Source organism: Pelorhabdus sp. sgz311002, assembly GCF_056134285.1.
Window position 1 is genome coordinate 222,379 of sequence record NZ_JBWBCL010000001.1, and the last position, 16,179, is coordinate 238,557.

At 42.5% G+C, this 16,179-nt stretch carries 18 protein-coding genes; all 18 read left to right on the forward strand.

The window, feature by feature from the left end; translation table 11 throughout:
* Positions 1 to 313 precede the first annotated feature (313 nt).
* The 18 genes from AC0NJP_RS01105 to radC all read left to right on the forward strand — a co-directional run bounded on the left by AC0NJP_RS01105 (position 314) and on the right by radC (position 16,167).
* Positions 314 to 1,819 carry an acetyl-CoA hydrolase/transferase family protein gene (locus AC0NJP_RS01105; protein ID WP_474038065.1) on the forward strand — a complete coding sequence of 502 codons (1,506 nt, stop codon included), beginning with the start codon at positions 314 to 316 and terminating at the stop codon, positions 1,817 to 1,819.
* Between the two features lie 25 nt (positions 1,820 to 1,844).
* Complete coding sequence (locus AC0NJP_RS01110) at positions 1,845 to 3,491, forward strand: acyl-CoA mutase large subunit family protein (RefSeq protein ID WP_474038066.1); 1,647 nt, start codon at positions 1,845 to 1,847, stop codon at positions 3,489 to 3,491.
* Positions 3,492 to 3,511: 20 nt separating this feature from the next.
* Complete coding sequence (locus AC0NJP_RS01115) at positions 3,512 to 3,904, forward strand: cobalamin B12-binding domain-containing protein (RefSeq protein WP_474038067.1); 393 nt, start codon at positions 3,512 to 3,514, stop codon at positions 3,902 to 3,904.
* 84 nt (positions 3,905 to 3,988) lie between these two features.
* Positions 3,989 to 4,927, forward strand: a complete 939-nt coding sequence (meaB, locus tag AC0NJP_RS01120) for a methylmalonyl Co-A mutase-associated GTPase MeaB (protein WP_474038069.1) — start codon at positions 3,989 to 3,991, stop codon at positions 4,925 to 4,927.
* 36 nt (positions 4,928 to 4,963) lie between these two features.
* Positions 4,964 to 5,371 carry a methylmalonyl-CoA epimerase gene (gene mce, locus AC0NJP_RS01125; RefSeq protein WP_474038071.1) on the forward strand — a complete coding sequence of 136 codons (408 nt, stop codon included), beginning with the start codon at positions 4,964 to 4,966 and terminating at the stop codon, positions 5,369 to 5,371.
* Positions 5,372 to 5,408: 37 nt separating this feature from the next.
* Positions 5,409 to 6,938, forward strand: a complete 1,530-nt coding sequence (gene mmdA, locus AC0NJP_RS01130) for a methylmalonyl-CoA decarboxylase subunit alpha (protein WP_474038072.1) — start codon at positions 5,409 to 5,411, stop codon at positions 6,936 to 6,938.
* Between the two features lie 107 nt (positions 6,939 to 7,045).
* Complete coding sequence (locus tag AC0NJP_RS01135) at positions 7,046 to 7,207, forward strand: hypothetical protein (RefSeq protein ID WP_474038073.1); 162 nt, start codon at positions 7,046 to 7,048, stop codon at positions 7,205 to 7,207.
* A gap of 32 nt (positions 7,208 to 7,239) precedes the next feature.
* The gene (locus AC0NJP_RS01140; RefSeq protein WP_474038074.1) at positions 7,240 to 8,370 is read left to right on the forward strand and encodes a sodium ion-translocating decarboxylase subunit beta; all 1,131 of its coding nucleotides are present in this window, start codon (positions 7,240 to 7,242) and stop codon (positions 8,368 to 8,370) included.
* Between the two features lie 135 nt (positions 8,371 to 8,505).
* Positions 8,506 to 9,108, forward strand: coding sequence for an LbetaH domain-containing protein (locus tag AC0NJP_RS01145; RefSeq protein WP_474038075.1), 603 nt, complete (start codon positions 8,506 to 8,508; stop codon positions 9,106 to 9,108).
* A gap of 33 nt (positions 9,109 to 9,141) precedes the next feature.
* Positions 9,142 to 9,291 (forward strand): hypothetical protein, encoded by a 150-nt coding sequence (locus AC0NJP_RS01150; protein ID WP_474038076.1) that lies wholly within the window; start codon positions 9,142 to 9,144, stop codon positions 9,289 to 9,291.
* Between the two features lie 55 nt (positions 9,292 to 9,346).
* Positions 9,347 to 9,664 (forward strand): OadG family transporter subunit, encoded by a 318-nt coding sequence (locus AC0NJP_RS01155; RefSeq protein WP_474038077.1) that lies wholly within the window; start codon positions 9,347 to 9,349, stop codon positions 9,662 to 9,664.
* A gap of 42 nt (positions 9,665 to 9,706) precedes the next feature.
* On the forward strand, positions 9,707 to 10,105 hold the full coding sequence (locus AC0NJP_RS01160) for a biotin/lipoyl-containing protein (RefSeq protein WP_474038078.1): 399 nt from the start codon (positions 9,707 to 9,709) through the stop codon (positions 10,103 to 10,105).
* 273 nt (positions 10,106 to 10,378) lie between these two features.
* Entirely contained in the window at positions 10,379 to 11,794 is a 1,416-nt protein-coding gene (locus AC0NJP_RS01165; protein WP_474038079.1) for a GntP family permease, read from the forward strand.
* A 90-nt stretch (positions 11,795 to 11,884) separates the two neighbouring features.
* Complete coding sequence (locus tag AC0NJP_RS01170) at positions 11,885 to 13,360, forward strand: SLC13 family permease (RefSeq protein WP_474038080.1); 1,476 nt, start codon at positions 11,885 to 11,887, stop codon at positions 13,358 to 13,360.
* Between the two features lie 172 nt (positions 13,361 to 13,532).
* Positions 13,533 to 14,408: a LysR family transcriptional regulator gene (locus AC0NJP_RS01175; protein WP_474038082.1), complete on the forward strand. Its 876-nt coding sequence runs from the start codon at positions 13,533 to 13,535 to the stop codon at positions 14,406 to 14,408.
* A 163-nt stretch (positions 14,409 to 14,571) separates the two neighbouring features.
* Positions 14,572 to 14,859, forward strand: coding sequence for a DUF4321 domain-containing protein (locus AC0NJP_RS01180; RefSeq protein WP_474038083.1), 288 nt, complete (start codon positions 14,572 to 14,574; stop codon positions 14,857 to 14,859).
* Between the two features lie 13 nt (positions 14,860 to 14,872).
* Positions 14,873 to 15,475, forward strand: coding sequence for a Maf family protein (locus AC0NJP_RS01185; RefSeq protein ID WP_474698507.1), 603 nt, complete (start codon positions 14,873 to 14,875; stop codon positions 15,473 to 15,475).
* Entirely contained in the window at positions 15,472 to 16,167 is a 696-nt protein-coding gene (gene radC, locus AC0NJP_RS01190) for a RadC family protein (RefSeq protein ID WP_474038085.1), read from the forward strand. The genes AC0NJP_RS01185 and radC overlap by 4 nt, the downstream gene beginning before the upstream one ends.
* Positions 16,168 to 16,179 lie beyond the last annotated feature (12 nt).

The window sequence follows — 16,179 nt, forward strand, 5'->3', positions numbered from 1 at the left end:
GTATGCGGAGTTTCTTTTATAAGTGGATATTTACGGACGAAGAAGTTGCGGCTTTTTTGAAAGTAAAACGTCACAAACTGAAGCATCTTATGGTGTATTGCCCAAACGGCTGTACAATTGAGTAAGCTGCGCCAAAGTTTGTTTTGAAGAATTATTATCAAAACTTACTAGGCGCTTTTTATTTTGCCTACAAACTATAAAATTGGAATTTTATAGGGGCAAAGATAAAGCTTTTTAACCTAGGCATATTTTGCATTGTTTTGCTGACAATACAAAATACTATAATTAATGAAAATGAATAGGGGGAACAAGAATGATTGACATTAAAAGTCGCATTCGTAACACCGCTCTGCACTCGAAAATCGTAAGTGCCGAAGAAGCAGCTGCTTTGATTAAACCTGGTATGAATATCGGTACAAGCGGTTTTACTCCAGCCGGCTATCCGAAAGCTGTACCTTTGGCATTAGCGGAAAGAATGAAGCAGGAACATTTTCAGATCAATCTTTGGACAGGTGCTTCTGTTGGTAAAGAACTTGACGGCGCTCTTGCTGCTGTTAATGGGATTGCCAGAAGAATGCCTTACCAAACGAATGGTGATATCCGCAAAGGAATTAACGCTGGTAAAATTGCCTATTGCGATCTTCATTTAAGCCATATGGCGCAAATGGTTCGTTATGGCTATTTAGGCGGCAAAGTAGATGTTGCTATTGTGGAAGTTTGCGCTATTACCGAAGAAGGTCATCTCATTCCTACGACTTCCATGGGTAATGCTGCTTCCTATGTACAAAGTGCTGATGTCGTTATTGTTGAAGTCAATACGAGCCAGCCACTTGAATTAGAAGGAATGCATGATGTATACATTCCACTGGATCCACCGCATAGAAAAGCGATTCCTTTGGAAAAAGCTGATGATCGTATTGGAACACCTTATATTCCTTGCGGCATTGATAAAATTGCCTGCATCGTTCCATGCGATATTCCTGATGCTGTTCGTCCTTTAGCTGAAATTGATGATGATGCTAAAGCAATGAGCGCTCATTTGATTGAATTCTTAAATCATGAAATCAAACAAGGACGTATGCCTAAAAACCTTCTGCCACTGCAGTCGGGTGTTGGCTCGGTAGCAAATGCTGTTATCTGCGGTCTTGTAGATTCGCCTTATGAAAACCTCTCCGTATTTACTGAAGTGGTACAAGATGGCATGTTTGACTTGATTGACGCTGGAAAGTTGGATTTCGCTTCAGGTACTTCTCTGAGTCCTTCACCAGAAGGTCTGAAACGTTTCTACAGCAATATTAGCGAATATCGCAAAAAGATTTTACTTAGACCTCAAGAAATTTCTAATAGTCCTGAACTTGCTCGTCGCCTTGGCGTTATTGCCATGAATACGGCAATTGAGTTCGATATTTATGGACATGTTAATTCTACACATATCATGGGCAGCAAAATCATGAACGGCATTGGCGGTTCTGGCGATTATGCCCGCAATGGTTATTTGACTTTCTTCTTTACCAATTCCGTAGCCAAAGGCGGAGCGATTTCTTCTATCGTTCCAATGTGCTCGCACATTGACCATACGGAACATGATACGGATGTGTTTATCACCGAACGCGGCGTAGCTGATGTACGCGGCCTGACTCCAAAAGAAAGAGCTCGTGTGATTATCAACAATTGTGCGCATCCTGATTATCAACCCATGCTTCTTGATTACCTGGAAAGAGCTGAAAAAGCTACAGGTTTTGCTCAATCGCCTCATATCATGAGCGAAGCCCTTTCCTGGCATAGCCGGTTCCAAGAAACTGGCACTATGAAGAAATAGAGTATAGAAAAGGAGGATTTGGAACATGTCTAATGACACTATGAAAGAAAAACTGGCAGCTTATGAAGCAAAAGTTGAAAAAACTCTTGCGAAAAGCCCAGAACGTAAACACCTTTTGGCAGACCGCCTCTACACTCCGCTTGATATCGAGGGTTTTGATTATGAAACCGACCTTGGTTTCCCTTCGGAATTCCCTTACACTCGCGGTGTACAGCCTACTATGTATCGTGGCCGTTTCTGGACCATGCGTATGTATGCAGGTTTCGCAACAGCAGAAGAATCCAATAAACGTTATCGCTACTTGATTGAATCGGGTGCTACTGGACTCTCTTGCGCATTCGACCTTCCGACTCAGATCGGTTACGATTCTGATGACGCAGTAGCCGAAGGCGAAGTTGGTAAAGTGGGCGTTGCTATCGACTCTTTAGCTGACATGGAAATCTTGTTTGATCAGATCGATCTTGGCAAAGTTTCCACTTCAATGACGATTAATGCACCTGCATCGATCTTGTTGGCTATGTATATTGCTGTAGCAGAAAAACAGGGTGTAACTCCTGACAAATTAAAAGGCACGATTCAGAATGATATTCTGAAAGAATATGCTGCTCGCGGCACTTACATTTTCCCGCCAAAACCTTCAATGCGTTTAATTACGAACGTATTTGAATATTGCTCGAAAAATGTTCCTTCCTGGAATACGATTTCCATTTCCGGTTATCATATTCGTGAAGCTGGCTCGACTGCTGCACAGGAAATCGCATTCACTATCGCTGATGGTATTGCTTATGTAGAAGCTGCTATCAAAGCTGGCTTGAATGTTGATGATTTTGCTGGTCGTCTTTCCTTCTTCTGGAATGCACATAATAACTTCTTCGAAGAAATTGCTAAATTCCGCGCTTCCCGCCGGATTTGGGCTCGCATCATGAAAGACCGTTTCAAAGCTACAAAACCAAAATCCATGATGCTTCGTTTCCACACTCAGACTGCTGGCTCCATGCTGACTGCACAGCAGACTGACAACAATATTGTTCGTGTTGCTTTGCAGACGGCAGCTGCTGTTATCGGCGGAACGCAGTCTCTGCACACGAACTCTAAAGATGAAGCGTTGGCTCTTCCTACAGAAGCTTCCGTACAGGTTGCTCTTCGTACACAGCAGATTGTTGCTTATGAAAGCGGCATTGCTGATACGGTTGACCCAATGGGCGGCTCCTACTATGTAGAAAGCCTGACTAACCAGATCGAAAAAGAAGCTATGGAATATATTGCTAAAATCGATGAAATTGGCGGCGCTGTTGTTGCTATCGAAAAAGGCTATATTCAAAGAGAAATTCAAGACAGTGCTTACAAATGGCAGATGGATGTTGAAAAGAACAACCGCATCATTGTAGGCGTAAATAAATTCCAAGTTGAAGAAAAAGCTCCAGAAGGTCTTCTTCGTGTAGACGCTTCCGTTGGCGAACTGCAGAAGAAAAAATTGGCTGATCTTAGAGCAAAACGCGATAATGCAAAAGTTCAGGAAGCCTTGGCAGCTCTGGAAACACAAGCAAAAGACGAACATGTAAACTTAATGCCTTTCATTTTGGAAGCAGTTCGTGCTTATGCAACGCTTGGCGAAATTTGCGGTGTACTGCGTAAAGTATTCGGTGAATACGAAGCGCATGTCAATCTGTAAGAAGGGTAGGAGGGACAACGATGGAAAAACATATCAGAGTATTAGTAGGAAAACCAGGTCTTGATGGTCATGATCGTGGTGCCAAAGTCGTGGCCCGCGCTCTTCGCGACGCCGGCTTTGAAGTTGTATATACAGGACTTCGCCAAACTCCGGAACAAATCGCAGAAGCTGCTTTGCAAGAAGACGTGCAGGTTATTGCACTTAGCCTTCTGTCTGGCGCTCATAACCATTTATTCCCGAAAGTTATTGCTTTATTAAAAGACAAGGGCATGAACGATGTTCTTGTTCTTGGCGGCGGAGTTATTCCTGATTCCGATATTCCTGGATTGAAAGCAGCCGGTGTGGCTGAAGTCTTTACCCCAGGAACGCCTACTTCAGCTATTGTAGATTTCATTAATGCCAATGTGAAGTAAGGTAAACACGCCAATAATTATTGTGGAGTCGCTGCTGCCTGCTATTTTTAGCAGGCAGCAGAAACCCATAAGGTGGTGCAAAATTTGGACATAGCAAAAGAAATACTGGCAGGATCACGGCTGGCTTTATCGCGGGCCATTACTGCAGTTGAAAATGAATATGACAGCGCTGTAGAAATCATGAAAGCGCTTTATAGTCATACTGGCAGGGCACATGTCATTGGCATCACTGGTCCTCCGGGCGCAGGCAAAAGTACTTTGACTGATAAACTTGTTAAAGAATGTCGGCGTCAGGGAAAAACGGTGGGTATTATTGCAATCGACCCCACGAGTCCGTTTTCCGGCGGAGCGATCTTAGGTGACCGGATTCGGATGAATGATTTAACACTTGATGAAGGTGTGTTTATTCGCAGTATGGGTACTCGAGGCAGTTTAGGCGGTTTATCCCGCAAAACTGCAGATGTCGTCAAAATTTTGGATGCTTTTGGTAAAGATGTGATTTTTGTCGAAACTGTAGGTGTAGGGCAATCGGAAGTTGATATCGTCAAAATGGCTGATACAACTGCCGTTGTTTTAATTCCCGGAATGGGTGACGATATACAGGCGATAAAAGCAGGTATCCTTGAAATTGGCGATATTTTTGTTATTAATAAAGCAGATCGTGATGGTGTGGATCGCTTGAATATTGAGCTCGAAATGATGCTTGATCTTGATCAGTATAAAACTGATTGGCGACCGCCTGTTATGAAAACCGTTGCTCACCAAAACAATGGGATTAGTGAATTAATTGCAAAAATGCAAGAACATTTGACATATTTAGATGAAACAGGTAAACTAGCGGAACGGCGTAGAAAACGGATTGCTAATGAACTTACCGCAATGATTGATGATGAAATTGGTCGTTACGTTAGAAAAAATGTTGTTTCTGGCGAGCAATTTGACGCTATTTTGTCAAGTGTTGAAAAAAGGGAGAAAGACCCTTATACTATTGTTAGTGAAATCCTGAGCAAAGTTTTAAAATAATTTTAAAATGAGAAGTACCAAAAGGGAGGAAATAACATGTTTAATGTTTTAAAAGTAGACCATATTGGTATTGCCGTAAAGGATTTGGAAGAAGCTAAGAAATTTTATACTGAAATTCTTGGTGTAAAAGCTATGGGTGAAGAAGTTGTTGAACAGCAGAAAGTAAAAGTATGCTTCTTGCCTTGTGGCGACAGCGAATTGGAATTGTTAGAATCCACTTCTCCTGATGGCCCTATTGCTAAATACATTGACAAAAATGGCCAAGGAATTCAGCATGTTGCCCTTCGCGTTGATAATATCGTAAACGCTTTGGCTGACTTGAAAGAAAAAGGCGTACGTCTTATTGATGAAACTCCTCGCTATGGTGCCGGCGGCGCTAGCATTGCCTTTGTACATCCGAAAGCAACGGGCGGCATTTTGCTCGAACTTTCTGAACGTAAATAAGTATAGATCTTGTTCCGACATTTAACGGAGGTGTAGTATGGCTACAATTCAAGAAAAAATCCAAGATTTAAGAAAACGCCAGGAAAAAATTCTTCTGGGCGGCGGAAAAAAATCCATTGATAAACAGCATGCCAAAGGAAAACTGACTTCAAGAGAAAGAATCAATCTTCTCTTAGATCCAGGTTCTTTTGTGGAGCTTGATCAATTTGTAACGCATCGTTGCGTAAACTTTGATATGGCTGGCAAAGAGGCTCCTGGTGAAGGCGTAACAACTGGTTATGGTACAGTTGATGGTCGTCTCGTTTATGTATTTGCTCAAGATTTCACTGTCATTGGCGGTGCTCTCGGCGAAATGCATGCAGCAAAAATTGCTAAAGTGCAGAGCCTTGCTCTGAAAATGGGCGCACCAATCATCGGTCTTGCTGATTCCGGCGGTGCTAGAATTCAGGAAGCTGTTGACGCTCTTTCCGGTTATGGCCGCATTTTCTTCAATAACACCATGGCTTCCGGCGTAATCCCGCAGATTTCTGTAATCATGGGACCAAGTGCTGGCGGCGCAGTATATTCTCCGGCATTAACTGACTTTATCTTCATGGTTAAAAATACGAGCCAAATGTTCTTAACAGGTCCTGCTGTTATTAAATCCGTTACGGCGGAAGAAGTTACAGCAGAAGCTCTGGGCGGTGCTATGACTCATAACCAGACTTCCGGCGTAGCACAGTTTGCAGCTGAAAACGATGAAGACGCTCTTAACCAAGTTCGCTATCTCTTAAGCTTCTTACCAAACAACAATATGGAAGAAGCTCCGATTGTAGAAACTGGTGATGATCCGGCTCGTGTCGATCCAGCTCTTGATACGTTACTGCCTGACAACCCGAACATGCCTTATAACATGTATGATGTCATTAAATCGATTGTTGATAATGGCGAATATTTCGACGTAGCAACGCATTTTGCGAAAAACATGATCACTTGCTATGCTCGTATTGACGGCCAGTCTGTTGGTATTATTGCCAACCAGCCAGCTGTTATGGCAGGCTGCCTCGATATCAACGCTTCCGATAAAGCAGCTCGCTTTGTTCGGACTTGTGACGCCTTCAATGTACCTGTATTGACAATTGTCGATGTTCCTGGCTTCTTGCCTGGTACGCAGCAGGAATACGGCGGAGTTATCCGTCATGGCGCCAAAATGCTTTATGCTTACTCTGAAGCTACGGTACCTAAGATTACGGTTATTACCCGTAAAGCTTACGGCGGATCTTATCTGGCTATGTGCTCGAAAGATCTTGGCGCTGACCAAGTTCTTGCTTGGCCTTCCGCTGAAATTGCTGTTATGGGACCTGCTGGCGCAGCGAACATTATCTTCCGCGGCGATGAAAACATCAAAGCTAAAACGGAAGAATATATTAAAGACTTTGCGAATCCGTATAAAGCAGCAGAACGCGGTTTTGTTGATATCGTCATTGAACCAAGCCAGACGAGACCAGCTGTTGTTAATGCATTAAATATGCTGGCTACGAAACGGGAAGATCGTCCGAAGAAAAAACACGGCAATATTCCTTTATAAGAGTTCAGCCTATTACACCTCAATAATAGCGAGCTTGACGAGACTTAACTGAGAGCTTCCGCCAAGCTCGTTGTTATATATAATTAGCTTTAGAAAGGAGAATGCACATGACAGTACCTGATACAATTGAAGGCTCCATCCTACTCAGCGTCATTGACTTTATTTTGAGTTTCGTTATTATTTGGGGCATCGGCCTTGTGTTATACCTGTTCCCCATGCTCAATAAACTTGGCGAAATTAATGAAGAGAAGTTAAAAGGCGGTCACTAAGAATTAGATTTTTATAGGAGGTAAACAACTACATGCTTGAACAAATAGGCTCACTGATGATTGACATGGTCAATCAGACTGGCGTAATGCATTTATGGTATGGCAACATTATCATGATGCTCGTCGGTATTGTTTTCGTTTTCTTAGCAATTGTGAAAAAATACGAACCATTACTCTTAATTGGTATTGGTTTTGCTTGTATCGTAACAAACGCTCCGGGATCTGGGTTAGCGGACCCAGGCGGATTGTTCTGGTATGCTTACCAGGGGGTTGCTCTCATTATTATTCCTCCGCTGATTTTCCTCGGCGTTGGCGCAATGACTGACTTTGGACCGATGATTTCGAATCCAAGTGTTATTATCTTAGGAGCTGCAGCTCATTTAGGTATCTTTATTGCATTAATTGGCGCTAAAATGCTGGGCTTCTCCTTAGCAGAAGCTGGCGCAATCGGTATTATCGGCGGCGCTGACGGCCCAATGGCTATCTTCGTTACCATGAAATTAGCACCGCATTTGTTACCACAGATTTCCGTAGCAGCTTATTCCTACATGGCGCTGATGCCACTCATTCAGCCGCCAATCATGAAACTCTTCACAACGAAAAAAGAACGTATGGTTATCATGACGCAGGTTCGTCCTGTAAGCCGTTTAGAAAAAATCGTATTCCCAATGGTTATCGCTGTTATTGTTGACTTGTTACTTCCTCCAGTTGCTCCGCTCATCACGATGCTGATGCTTGGCAACTTGCTTCGTGAATGCGGCGTGGTTGATCGTTTGGCTCAAACAGCAGCAAATGATTTGATCAATATCATCATCATTACGTTGACGGTTGCTATCGGTTCCACTATGAATGCTGATACTTTCTTGACTTTCGAAACGATTGAAATCGTTGTTCTTGGTTTGATCGCTTTTGCTGGCGGTACTTTCTCCGGTATTATCGGCGGACGTATTATGTACAAACTTTCCGGCGGCAAAATCAATCCTTTGATCGGTTCGGCTGGTATTGCTTCGGTACCTATCGCAGCGCGTGTTGCTCACGTAGTTGCTTTAAAAGAAAATCCTTACAACTTCTTGATTATGCATGCTATGGGACCAAACCTTGCTGGTGTATTTGGTACAGCTATTTCCGGTGGTATCATGCTGGCGCTCCTAGGCGTTCATTAATTAAAGGTTTTTTAAATCATAATGCAGAACTCTTTGTAAGTTCTGCATTATGGTTTCCTAATTTTCCCGGAATAGTGAAACTGGTTTCTTTTTCTTAAGATTGTACGATACTCGAATTTGATTGGAGCGAATACTATGATTGGAAAAAGTATAAAAACTCCCTGGTTTTCTGGCGCGTTTACTCCGGAAGTATCGGAATACTCCTTTATTTCTCCTACAGCAACCTTAATTGGTAAAGTAGAAGTTGGCAAACATGTTTTAGTTAGTCCTGGAGCCAGCCTACGGGCTGACGAAGGCGGTACTATTCATCTTAGCGATAACGTCAATGTGCAAGACAATGTAATTATGCATGGATTAAAGGACAAAGCAGTACAACGAAACGGGCAAAATTATTCTATTTTTGTAGGCGAAAAATCTTCCTGTGCTCATGCTTGCATTATTCATGGACCTGCGGCAATTGGCACAAATTCCTTTATCGGTTTTAATACAGTTGTTCACTCTTCAGTAATCGGTGATAACTGCTTTGTTGGCCATGGGGCTAAAGTTATCGGCGTAACAATTCCTGATGGTAAATTTGTTCCTCATGGTGCAATTGTTACTTCCGTCGAAGAGGTAGCAAAACTGAGTGAGGTACCGGAAGACCTGAAAGGATTCAACGCCGAAGTGGTAGAAGTTAATACCGATTTGGCGAAGAGTTATTTAGAAGCCTATGGTCATATGTCGCCTTCTTTCCCTTGATTTTAGCAATAACCCTTGAACGAGGTGATACACTTGAATGTGACCGCTTTTGTGCTAGGCATGATCGTCACACTAGGTTATTATTTCTGTGTCGTGCGAAAAGAGCAGAAAAAAATGCTTGCTCAACTTCGTGAAGAGATGGAACATAGTAGTCTGGCAGACGGTTCTGATAGTAAAAAGTAAAAGTGCTGGCTGCAATGTAGTCAGTACGTATCTGTGAAAGGGGGGGAAATACCTCATGTTGACATTTTTTATAGCTCTAGTTATAATTCTTGTGGTCTGCTATGTTTGGAAAGTAATGTCAGAAGCACAAGAAAAAAGAGAAGAGCAGAATAATCCAACTGCTCCGGCAGCGATGGCGGCAACGCCAGCAGCTCCGGCAGCTACTCCAGTTGCGGCAGCTCCTGTCGAAGAAGATGACAGTGAGTTGATTGCAGTGATTACAGCTGCAATTGCGGCAATTTCCGAAGGTGCTAATGTAAACATTGTAAGCATTAGCCGCGGCGGAGAAGCTTGGGTAATGTCTGGTCGTCAGGATCTTATGGGCGGCCTATAAGCAAGGAAAAAATGATTGTATGATATTGAAGGAGGATTTATCATGAAAAATTATTCAATCACAGTAAATGGTAAAACTTATGAAGTCGCTGTTGAAGAAATCGGCGGCGTAGCAGCTCCAGCAGCACCGAAAGCAGCTCCTGTAGCAGCACCGAAAGCAGCTCCTGCTCCGGCAGCAGCACCTGCACCAGCACCGAAAGCAGCTCCTGCTCCTTCCGCTGGCGGCCCTGGCACAAAAGTTGCTTCACCTATGCCTGGTAAAATTATCAGCATTAAAGTAAGTGTTGGCGACGCTGTAAAAAATGGTCAGGAACTGATCGTTATGGAAGCTATGAAAATGCACAATCCAGTTCTTTCCAGCGCTGACGGCGTTGTAAAAGAAATTCTGGTAAAAGCTGGCGACCCCGTACAAGCTGGCACTCCGCTGATCGTAATCGGCTAAAAAAAACACCAAGAAGCCGTTAAGGCTTCTTGGTCTTTGCAATTTTGCACGAATATATGTCAGAATATTGCTCATCATTTAATAAATTTCGAGACTTTTTATTTTCAATATAATGAGACCTAGGATTTAAGAGTGAATCTCCGTGCCTCAAATGAAAACAGCCTCCTGATGGAAAGATGATAGGGTAAATATTTTTTGGCATAGAAGTCGTGCCAAAAATTGTAAATGCAGAAATCCCTATGATAAGATAAATATAGAAATCAGGTGACGTGTATGGAATTACTTATGATTGCTCTTAGTCTGATGCTACTCATTGTATTTGCTTACCGTGGTTTTTCCATTATTATTCTTGCTCCTTTATTTGCTATGCTAGCTGCTTCGGTAGGAAGCATGGCTATTATGCCGGTTTACGGCGAACTTTATATGACGAAAGCAGCGGAATTTATCAAGCTGTACTATCCTGTGTTTTTATTAGGCGCCGTCTTTGCGCGATTGATGGAGCAGAGCGGTATGGTTGGATCGTTGGCTAATATGATTGCCAAAAAACTTGGCAAGGAAAGAGCTATTTTGGCTGTTTTGTTAGGCGGCGGATTAATGACTTACGGCGGTATTAATGTATTTGTTGGGGTCTTTGTTTTATATCCAGTAGCTGCCTTCTTATTTCGGGCTGCGGATATTCCGAAACGCCTCATGCCAGCGACGCTTTGGATGGGAATTTTCTCCTATGCCATGGTGGCTTTTCCTGGTACACCGCAAATTCAGAATATCGTTCCTTCCGTATTTTTTGGTACTTCGACATGGGCTGCTCCTATCGACAGTATTATAAGCGGTTTAGCCTTCTTCTTTATTGCTTGGGGCTGGTTAACTTACCGTTACAAAACTTTGGCCGCGAAAGGCGAAGGTTATGGCAACCATACGCTCAATGAACCTGATCCAATTGACGAAAGCAAATTGCCTTCGTGGAAAATTTCGTTGATTCCTTTTGTCATAATTCTTGGCTTAAATCTTTTTTTAAGCAATCCCTTTGGTTGGTCTTGGGCTTATCACTGGCAGTCAGCTCTCTTAGAACCGCTAAAAGCGTTGAAATTACCGTTGTTAAGCACATCTGTTGATAAAACACAGGCGCTTTGGTCATTAGAAATTGCTTTGGCTGTTGCTTCAGTTGCCGCTTTGATTTTAGGCCGTAAACGCTTAAAAGAACAAGGGTTTGCAAAACAGCTGAATGCTGGCGCACATTCTTCCTTAGCTGCAGTTATGAACACAGCTTCCGTATTTGCTTTTGGTAGCGTTATTACAAGCTTAGGCAGTTTCCAAATTGTCAAAGAAGGGCTTTTAAATCTGCATATTGGTTCTGGTCCGCTGATTTCCGAAGTTATTACAACCAATGTCATGATCGTACTTTCCGGTTCAGCTTCTGGCGGGATGACGATCGCTCTTGGTCTTTTAGGCCATGACTGGCTGGCTTGGGCGAATAGTATCGGAATGTCGCCGGAAATTCTTCATCGTGTTGTCTGCCTCGCTTCATCTGGCCTTGATACACTGCCGCATAATGGCGCTTTGCTGACATTGATGGGAGTTTGCGGTTTGGCTTATAAAGAAGCCTATGGCGATATTGCCGTATTAACAGGTTTAAAGGTTTTAGTGGCTTTTGCGATTGTAGCTTGGTATAGCGTTACTGGTATCGTATAAGTGAAACAGTAAAGGGGAAGAATAGTAGTGGCTTTTGCTAGAAATGAAAGTAAGGCAGTAACTTAGTTATTCATCCAAGGAGGTTTTATCATGGCAGATAAAAAATCACCGGCACCAGGGAAAATTCTCTGGATCATTATCGGTCTTGTTGTAATGTTAGGCGTTGCATTTATGCCGAATCCTGGCGGCGGTTTATCAACAGCCGGGCAGAGAGTGTTAGCAGTACTCTTGTTTGCCGTTATCATGTGGATTTCCGAAGCTGTTTCGTATCCTGTGAGTGCAATTGGCATTATTGCTTTTCTAATTATATTTGTTGGCTTTGCTCCCGCTAAAGGCGTAGAAGGCGCTTTACTGGGCACAGGCAAAGCGATTCCTTTAGCTCTCAGTGGTTTTATTAACACGGGCTGGGTGCTTGTAGCGGCAGGTCTGTTTATGGCGGCTTGTATATTGCACACTGGCCTGGAAAAAAGAATTGCTTTAACAATTATCAAAATGGTTGGTACTAAAACAAATAGTATCTTTGCGGGTATGATTCTTGTTACTTTAATTCTGACTTTCCTGATCCCTTCGATCACAGCTCGTGCAGCTACTTTAACACCGATTGCTATGGGTCTTATTGCTGCATTTAAATTGGATAAGAAAAGCCAGTTTGCTAGACAGCTTTTAGTCTGCATTGCGATTGGCACATCAATCTCCGGTATTGGCGTACTTTCTGGTGGCGCTCCAAATGCTGTTGCCAGCGGCTTTTTATCAAAATCATTAAATTCACCTGTGTCTTGGGGTCAATGGTTTATGTGGGCTGAGCCTTTCTGTATCGCTATGTCCATTGCATTCTACTTTATCATTACTCGTATGACAAAATTTGAATTTAAAGAAGTTCCTGGCGGTAAAGAAACCGTTGATAAAGCCATCGCTGAACTTGGACCAATGAGTAAACTGGAAAGAAAAATATCTGTAATTTTTGCTTTAACAATCGTAGGCTGGGCTACAGAGTCTTTCCATCATATTGATGCCAATACAGTGGCTATTTTCTCAGTTCTGCTTATGCTTTCACCTTATTCCGGTGTAGCAACATTTAAAGATGTTGTGAACAAGGTCGATTGGGGTACCATTCTTCTCTTTGGTGCTGGGATTTCCTTAGGCGAAATGCTGCTGTCCTCTGGTGCTGCTATCTGGTTGGCGAAAAGCTCGCTTGGTGCGCTGGGCGTAGGTAATATGCCTCTATATGTGATGATTGCTACAATTACAGTAGGCATTTTGATTCTTCGCTTCGCTTTTGCTAGTATCACTTCAGCAACGGCTGCAGTAGTACCAACTGTTGTAGGCTTTTTACTCAGCTTGAATAATCCGCAGCTGCCGATGGTTGGTATGGTTATGCTTTCTACCTTCTGCGTATATTTTGCCTTCATTTTGCCGGTTCATTCACCACAAGCCATGATTCCTTATGCTACCGATACTTTTGAAACAAAAGATATGATTAAAGTCGGTATTCCGATGACAATCGTCGGTATTGCGCTTTATTTCCTCTTTGTCTTCACTTACTGGACTTGGACGGGAATGCTTTAATTAAATAAGCTACTTACTTTTTACTGCTAGAACTTGGGCCTGACAATCTTCTGATTGTCAGGCCTTTAATTATTTATCTATACTATACAAGGATTTCTTTTATGTTTCCAATGCATATTTTACATTGATTTAATGCAAAAAAGTTATATAATAAAAAGGGAGGCGAAAATGAATGGAATGGAGCCAATTAACTTACTTTAAGATGGTGGCGCAATTAGAACATATGACTAAGGCCGCAGACCGGCTTTCAATTTCTCAGCCTGCCTTAAGCCGCTCTATTGCAAAATTAGAAGAAGAGCTAGGATTCCCGCTCTTTGAGCGAAAAGGGAAGAGTTTACAGCTCAATAGATATGGTCATATTTTCTTAAAACATGTAGAAAAGGCGTTGTTAGAATTAGATACAGGTAAAAAAGTGATTCAGGAAATGCTGGATCCTGACTATGGTACTGTTTCAATTGCTTTTATACATTCCCTAGGGCCGAATCTTTTACCTAGTTTACTTGGTAGTTTTCGGTTGCAGCATCCCTTCATTGAATTTAAATTTTCTCAAAATGCGAGCCATGTTATGCTAGAAGAATTGGCTGACGGGGCTATTGATCTATGTATTTTTTCATCGCCCTATGATGAAAATCTTATTGAGGCAGAGCCTTTATTTCAGGAGGAAATTTTTGCTGTTTCTACGGAAAAGCATCCGCTGGCAGCCCGGGCTAGTATTTCTTTAAAAGAATTGGCCGAAGAACCGCTGATTAGCTTAAAGAAGGATTATGGTTTGCGGGTCTTACTGGATCAGTTCTTTCTAGAGGCAGGACTTACACCGCGAATTGCCTTTGAAGGTGATGAAATATGGACGCTTGTTGGTTTGGTCGAAGCTGGTTTGGGAATGGCATTAATACCGCGTGTATCAGGCCTAAATCAATATAATGTTTCTTTTTTACCAATTGATGATTATAAATGTTGCCGGTCTGTTCAACTGGGTTGGGGCCGTAATCGGTACTTATCGCCAGCAGCTGTAAAATTCAAAGATTTTATTTTGCATTACTTTTCCTAAATCTCTTCATTGCATTTCTATTGCATAAGTGACAGGAATCGGCTAAAATTAAACGTAAGGTTTTCTTCTCCAGCATCGAACAAGTAAGTTGCTGCAAATCCTTGTGGGTTACAAGGATTTCTTTGTTTGTCTGTAGAAAAATAAGGCTGAAGGTAAAGAGATAATGGAGGGACGCAAGGTGCGAGGCGGACAAACAAAAAATGCCGGTTTGTTTTTACTTTTTTTATTAACAGGAGCTGTAGTTGGAGGAATTCTAGGTGAGATGATTGCAAATTCTTCCATGCTTGTAGGAATTGCTCCCTACTTAGTGAAGGCTTATCCCATTTTAGATGTTCCCCCAATGACTGTGAATTTGTATATAATCCGATTTGTTTTCGGGTTTTCTATATATCCTAATTTAGTCAGCCTCTTAGGGATGTTTGTAGCTGTTTTTCTGTATCGGCGTTTTTAAGGGGGCTTAGGAAATGATTGTTTTAGCATCTGCTTCACCAAGAAGAAGGGAATTATTGGAGCAAATTCGAATGCCTTATGTTGTCGTTGTCAGTGATGTTGAGGAAGACAATGAACAGCACATGGCGCCGATTGATTTGGCTGTGCTCCAAGCAAAGCAAAAAGCACAGGCCGTTATGGCAAAATGGAATCTAACTGAAACAGCACATCAAAAAGACTGTATTATTGGCGCTGATACAATTGTTGCAGCAAACGGACAAATTTATGGTAAGCCTAAAGATGCCAGTGATGCTATGGCGATGCTACACAGCTTAGCCGGAAAAACGCATGATGTGATTACGGGAGTAGCTGTCTTGTTTTATCCAGGTGAAGGCGAAGCTGTTACGTTACTAGCAGATTATGCCCTGACAAAAGTTACTTTTCGAGCGATTGATTCTAAAGAGATTGCTTCTTATGTGGCGACCAAGGAACCCCTTGATAAAGCAGGCGGTTATGCCATTCAAGGACTTGGCGCCTTATTTGTGGAAAAAATAGAAGGAGATTACACGAATGTAGTCGGGTTGCCGCTTTCCGTGGTGGCAAAACTACTTCAACAAACAGGGATGCGACTATTATGAATGATGGTTCATCGTTTGTCTTGAAAACTTGGCCAGCGGAAGAACGGCCGCGGGAGAAATTGATTCGAACTGGACCAGAAGCGCTTAGTAATATGGATTTACTGGCGATTATTCTTCACACAGGGACTGTAAGCGAATCTGCCGTTCATTTATCAGAAAGAATTTTGAGTGAAACGAAGGGACTAGCCCGCCTTAGTATGTTGACTGTAAAAGAACTAAGCCGGATCAAGGGAATCGGTTTGGCGAAAGCTGCGACTATTGTAGCGGCTTTTGAATTAGGCCGGCGCTTGGGTCAGCTGGCCCAAGTTGATCGTTTTGTCATTCATGGCCCCAAGGATGCAGCTGATTATATGATGCCGCGACTGCGCTATGCGACGAAGGAGCATTTTATTGTTTTGCTGCTTTCAACAAAAAACCATGTAGTGGCGCAGCCGACCATTGCAGTAGGAAGTTTAAATGCTGCAATTGTCCATCCGCGGGAAGTTTTTCGTGAAGCAATCAATCACAGTGCTGCGGCTATGATTTTAATTCATAATCATCCAAGCGGTGATCCTAAGCCGAGTAGAGAAGATATAGATTTGACAAAACAATTAGTGGACGGCGGTAAAATTCTTGATATTGCTGTACTTGATCACGTGATAATCGGGGACGGCAAGTATGTTAGCTTAAAAGAACAGGGCATAATAGAATAAGTATAGGGACTG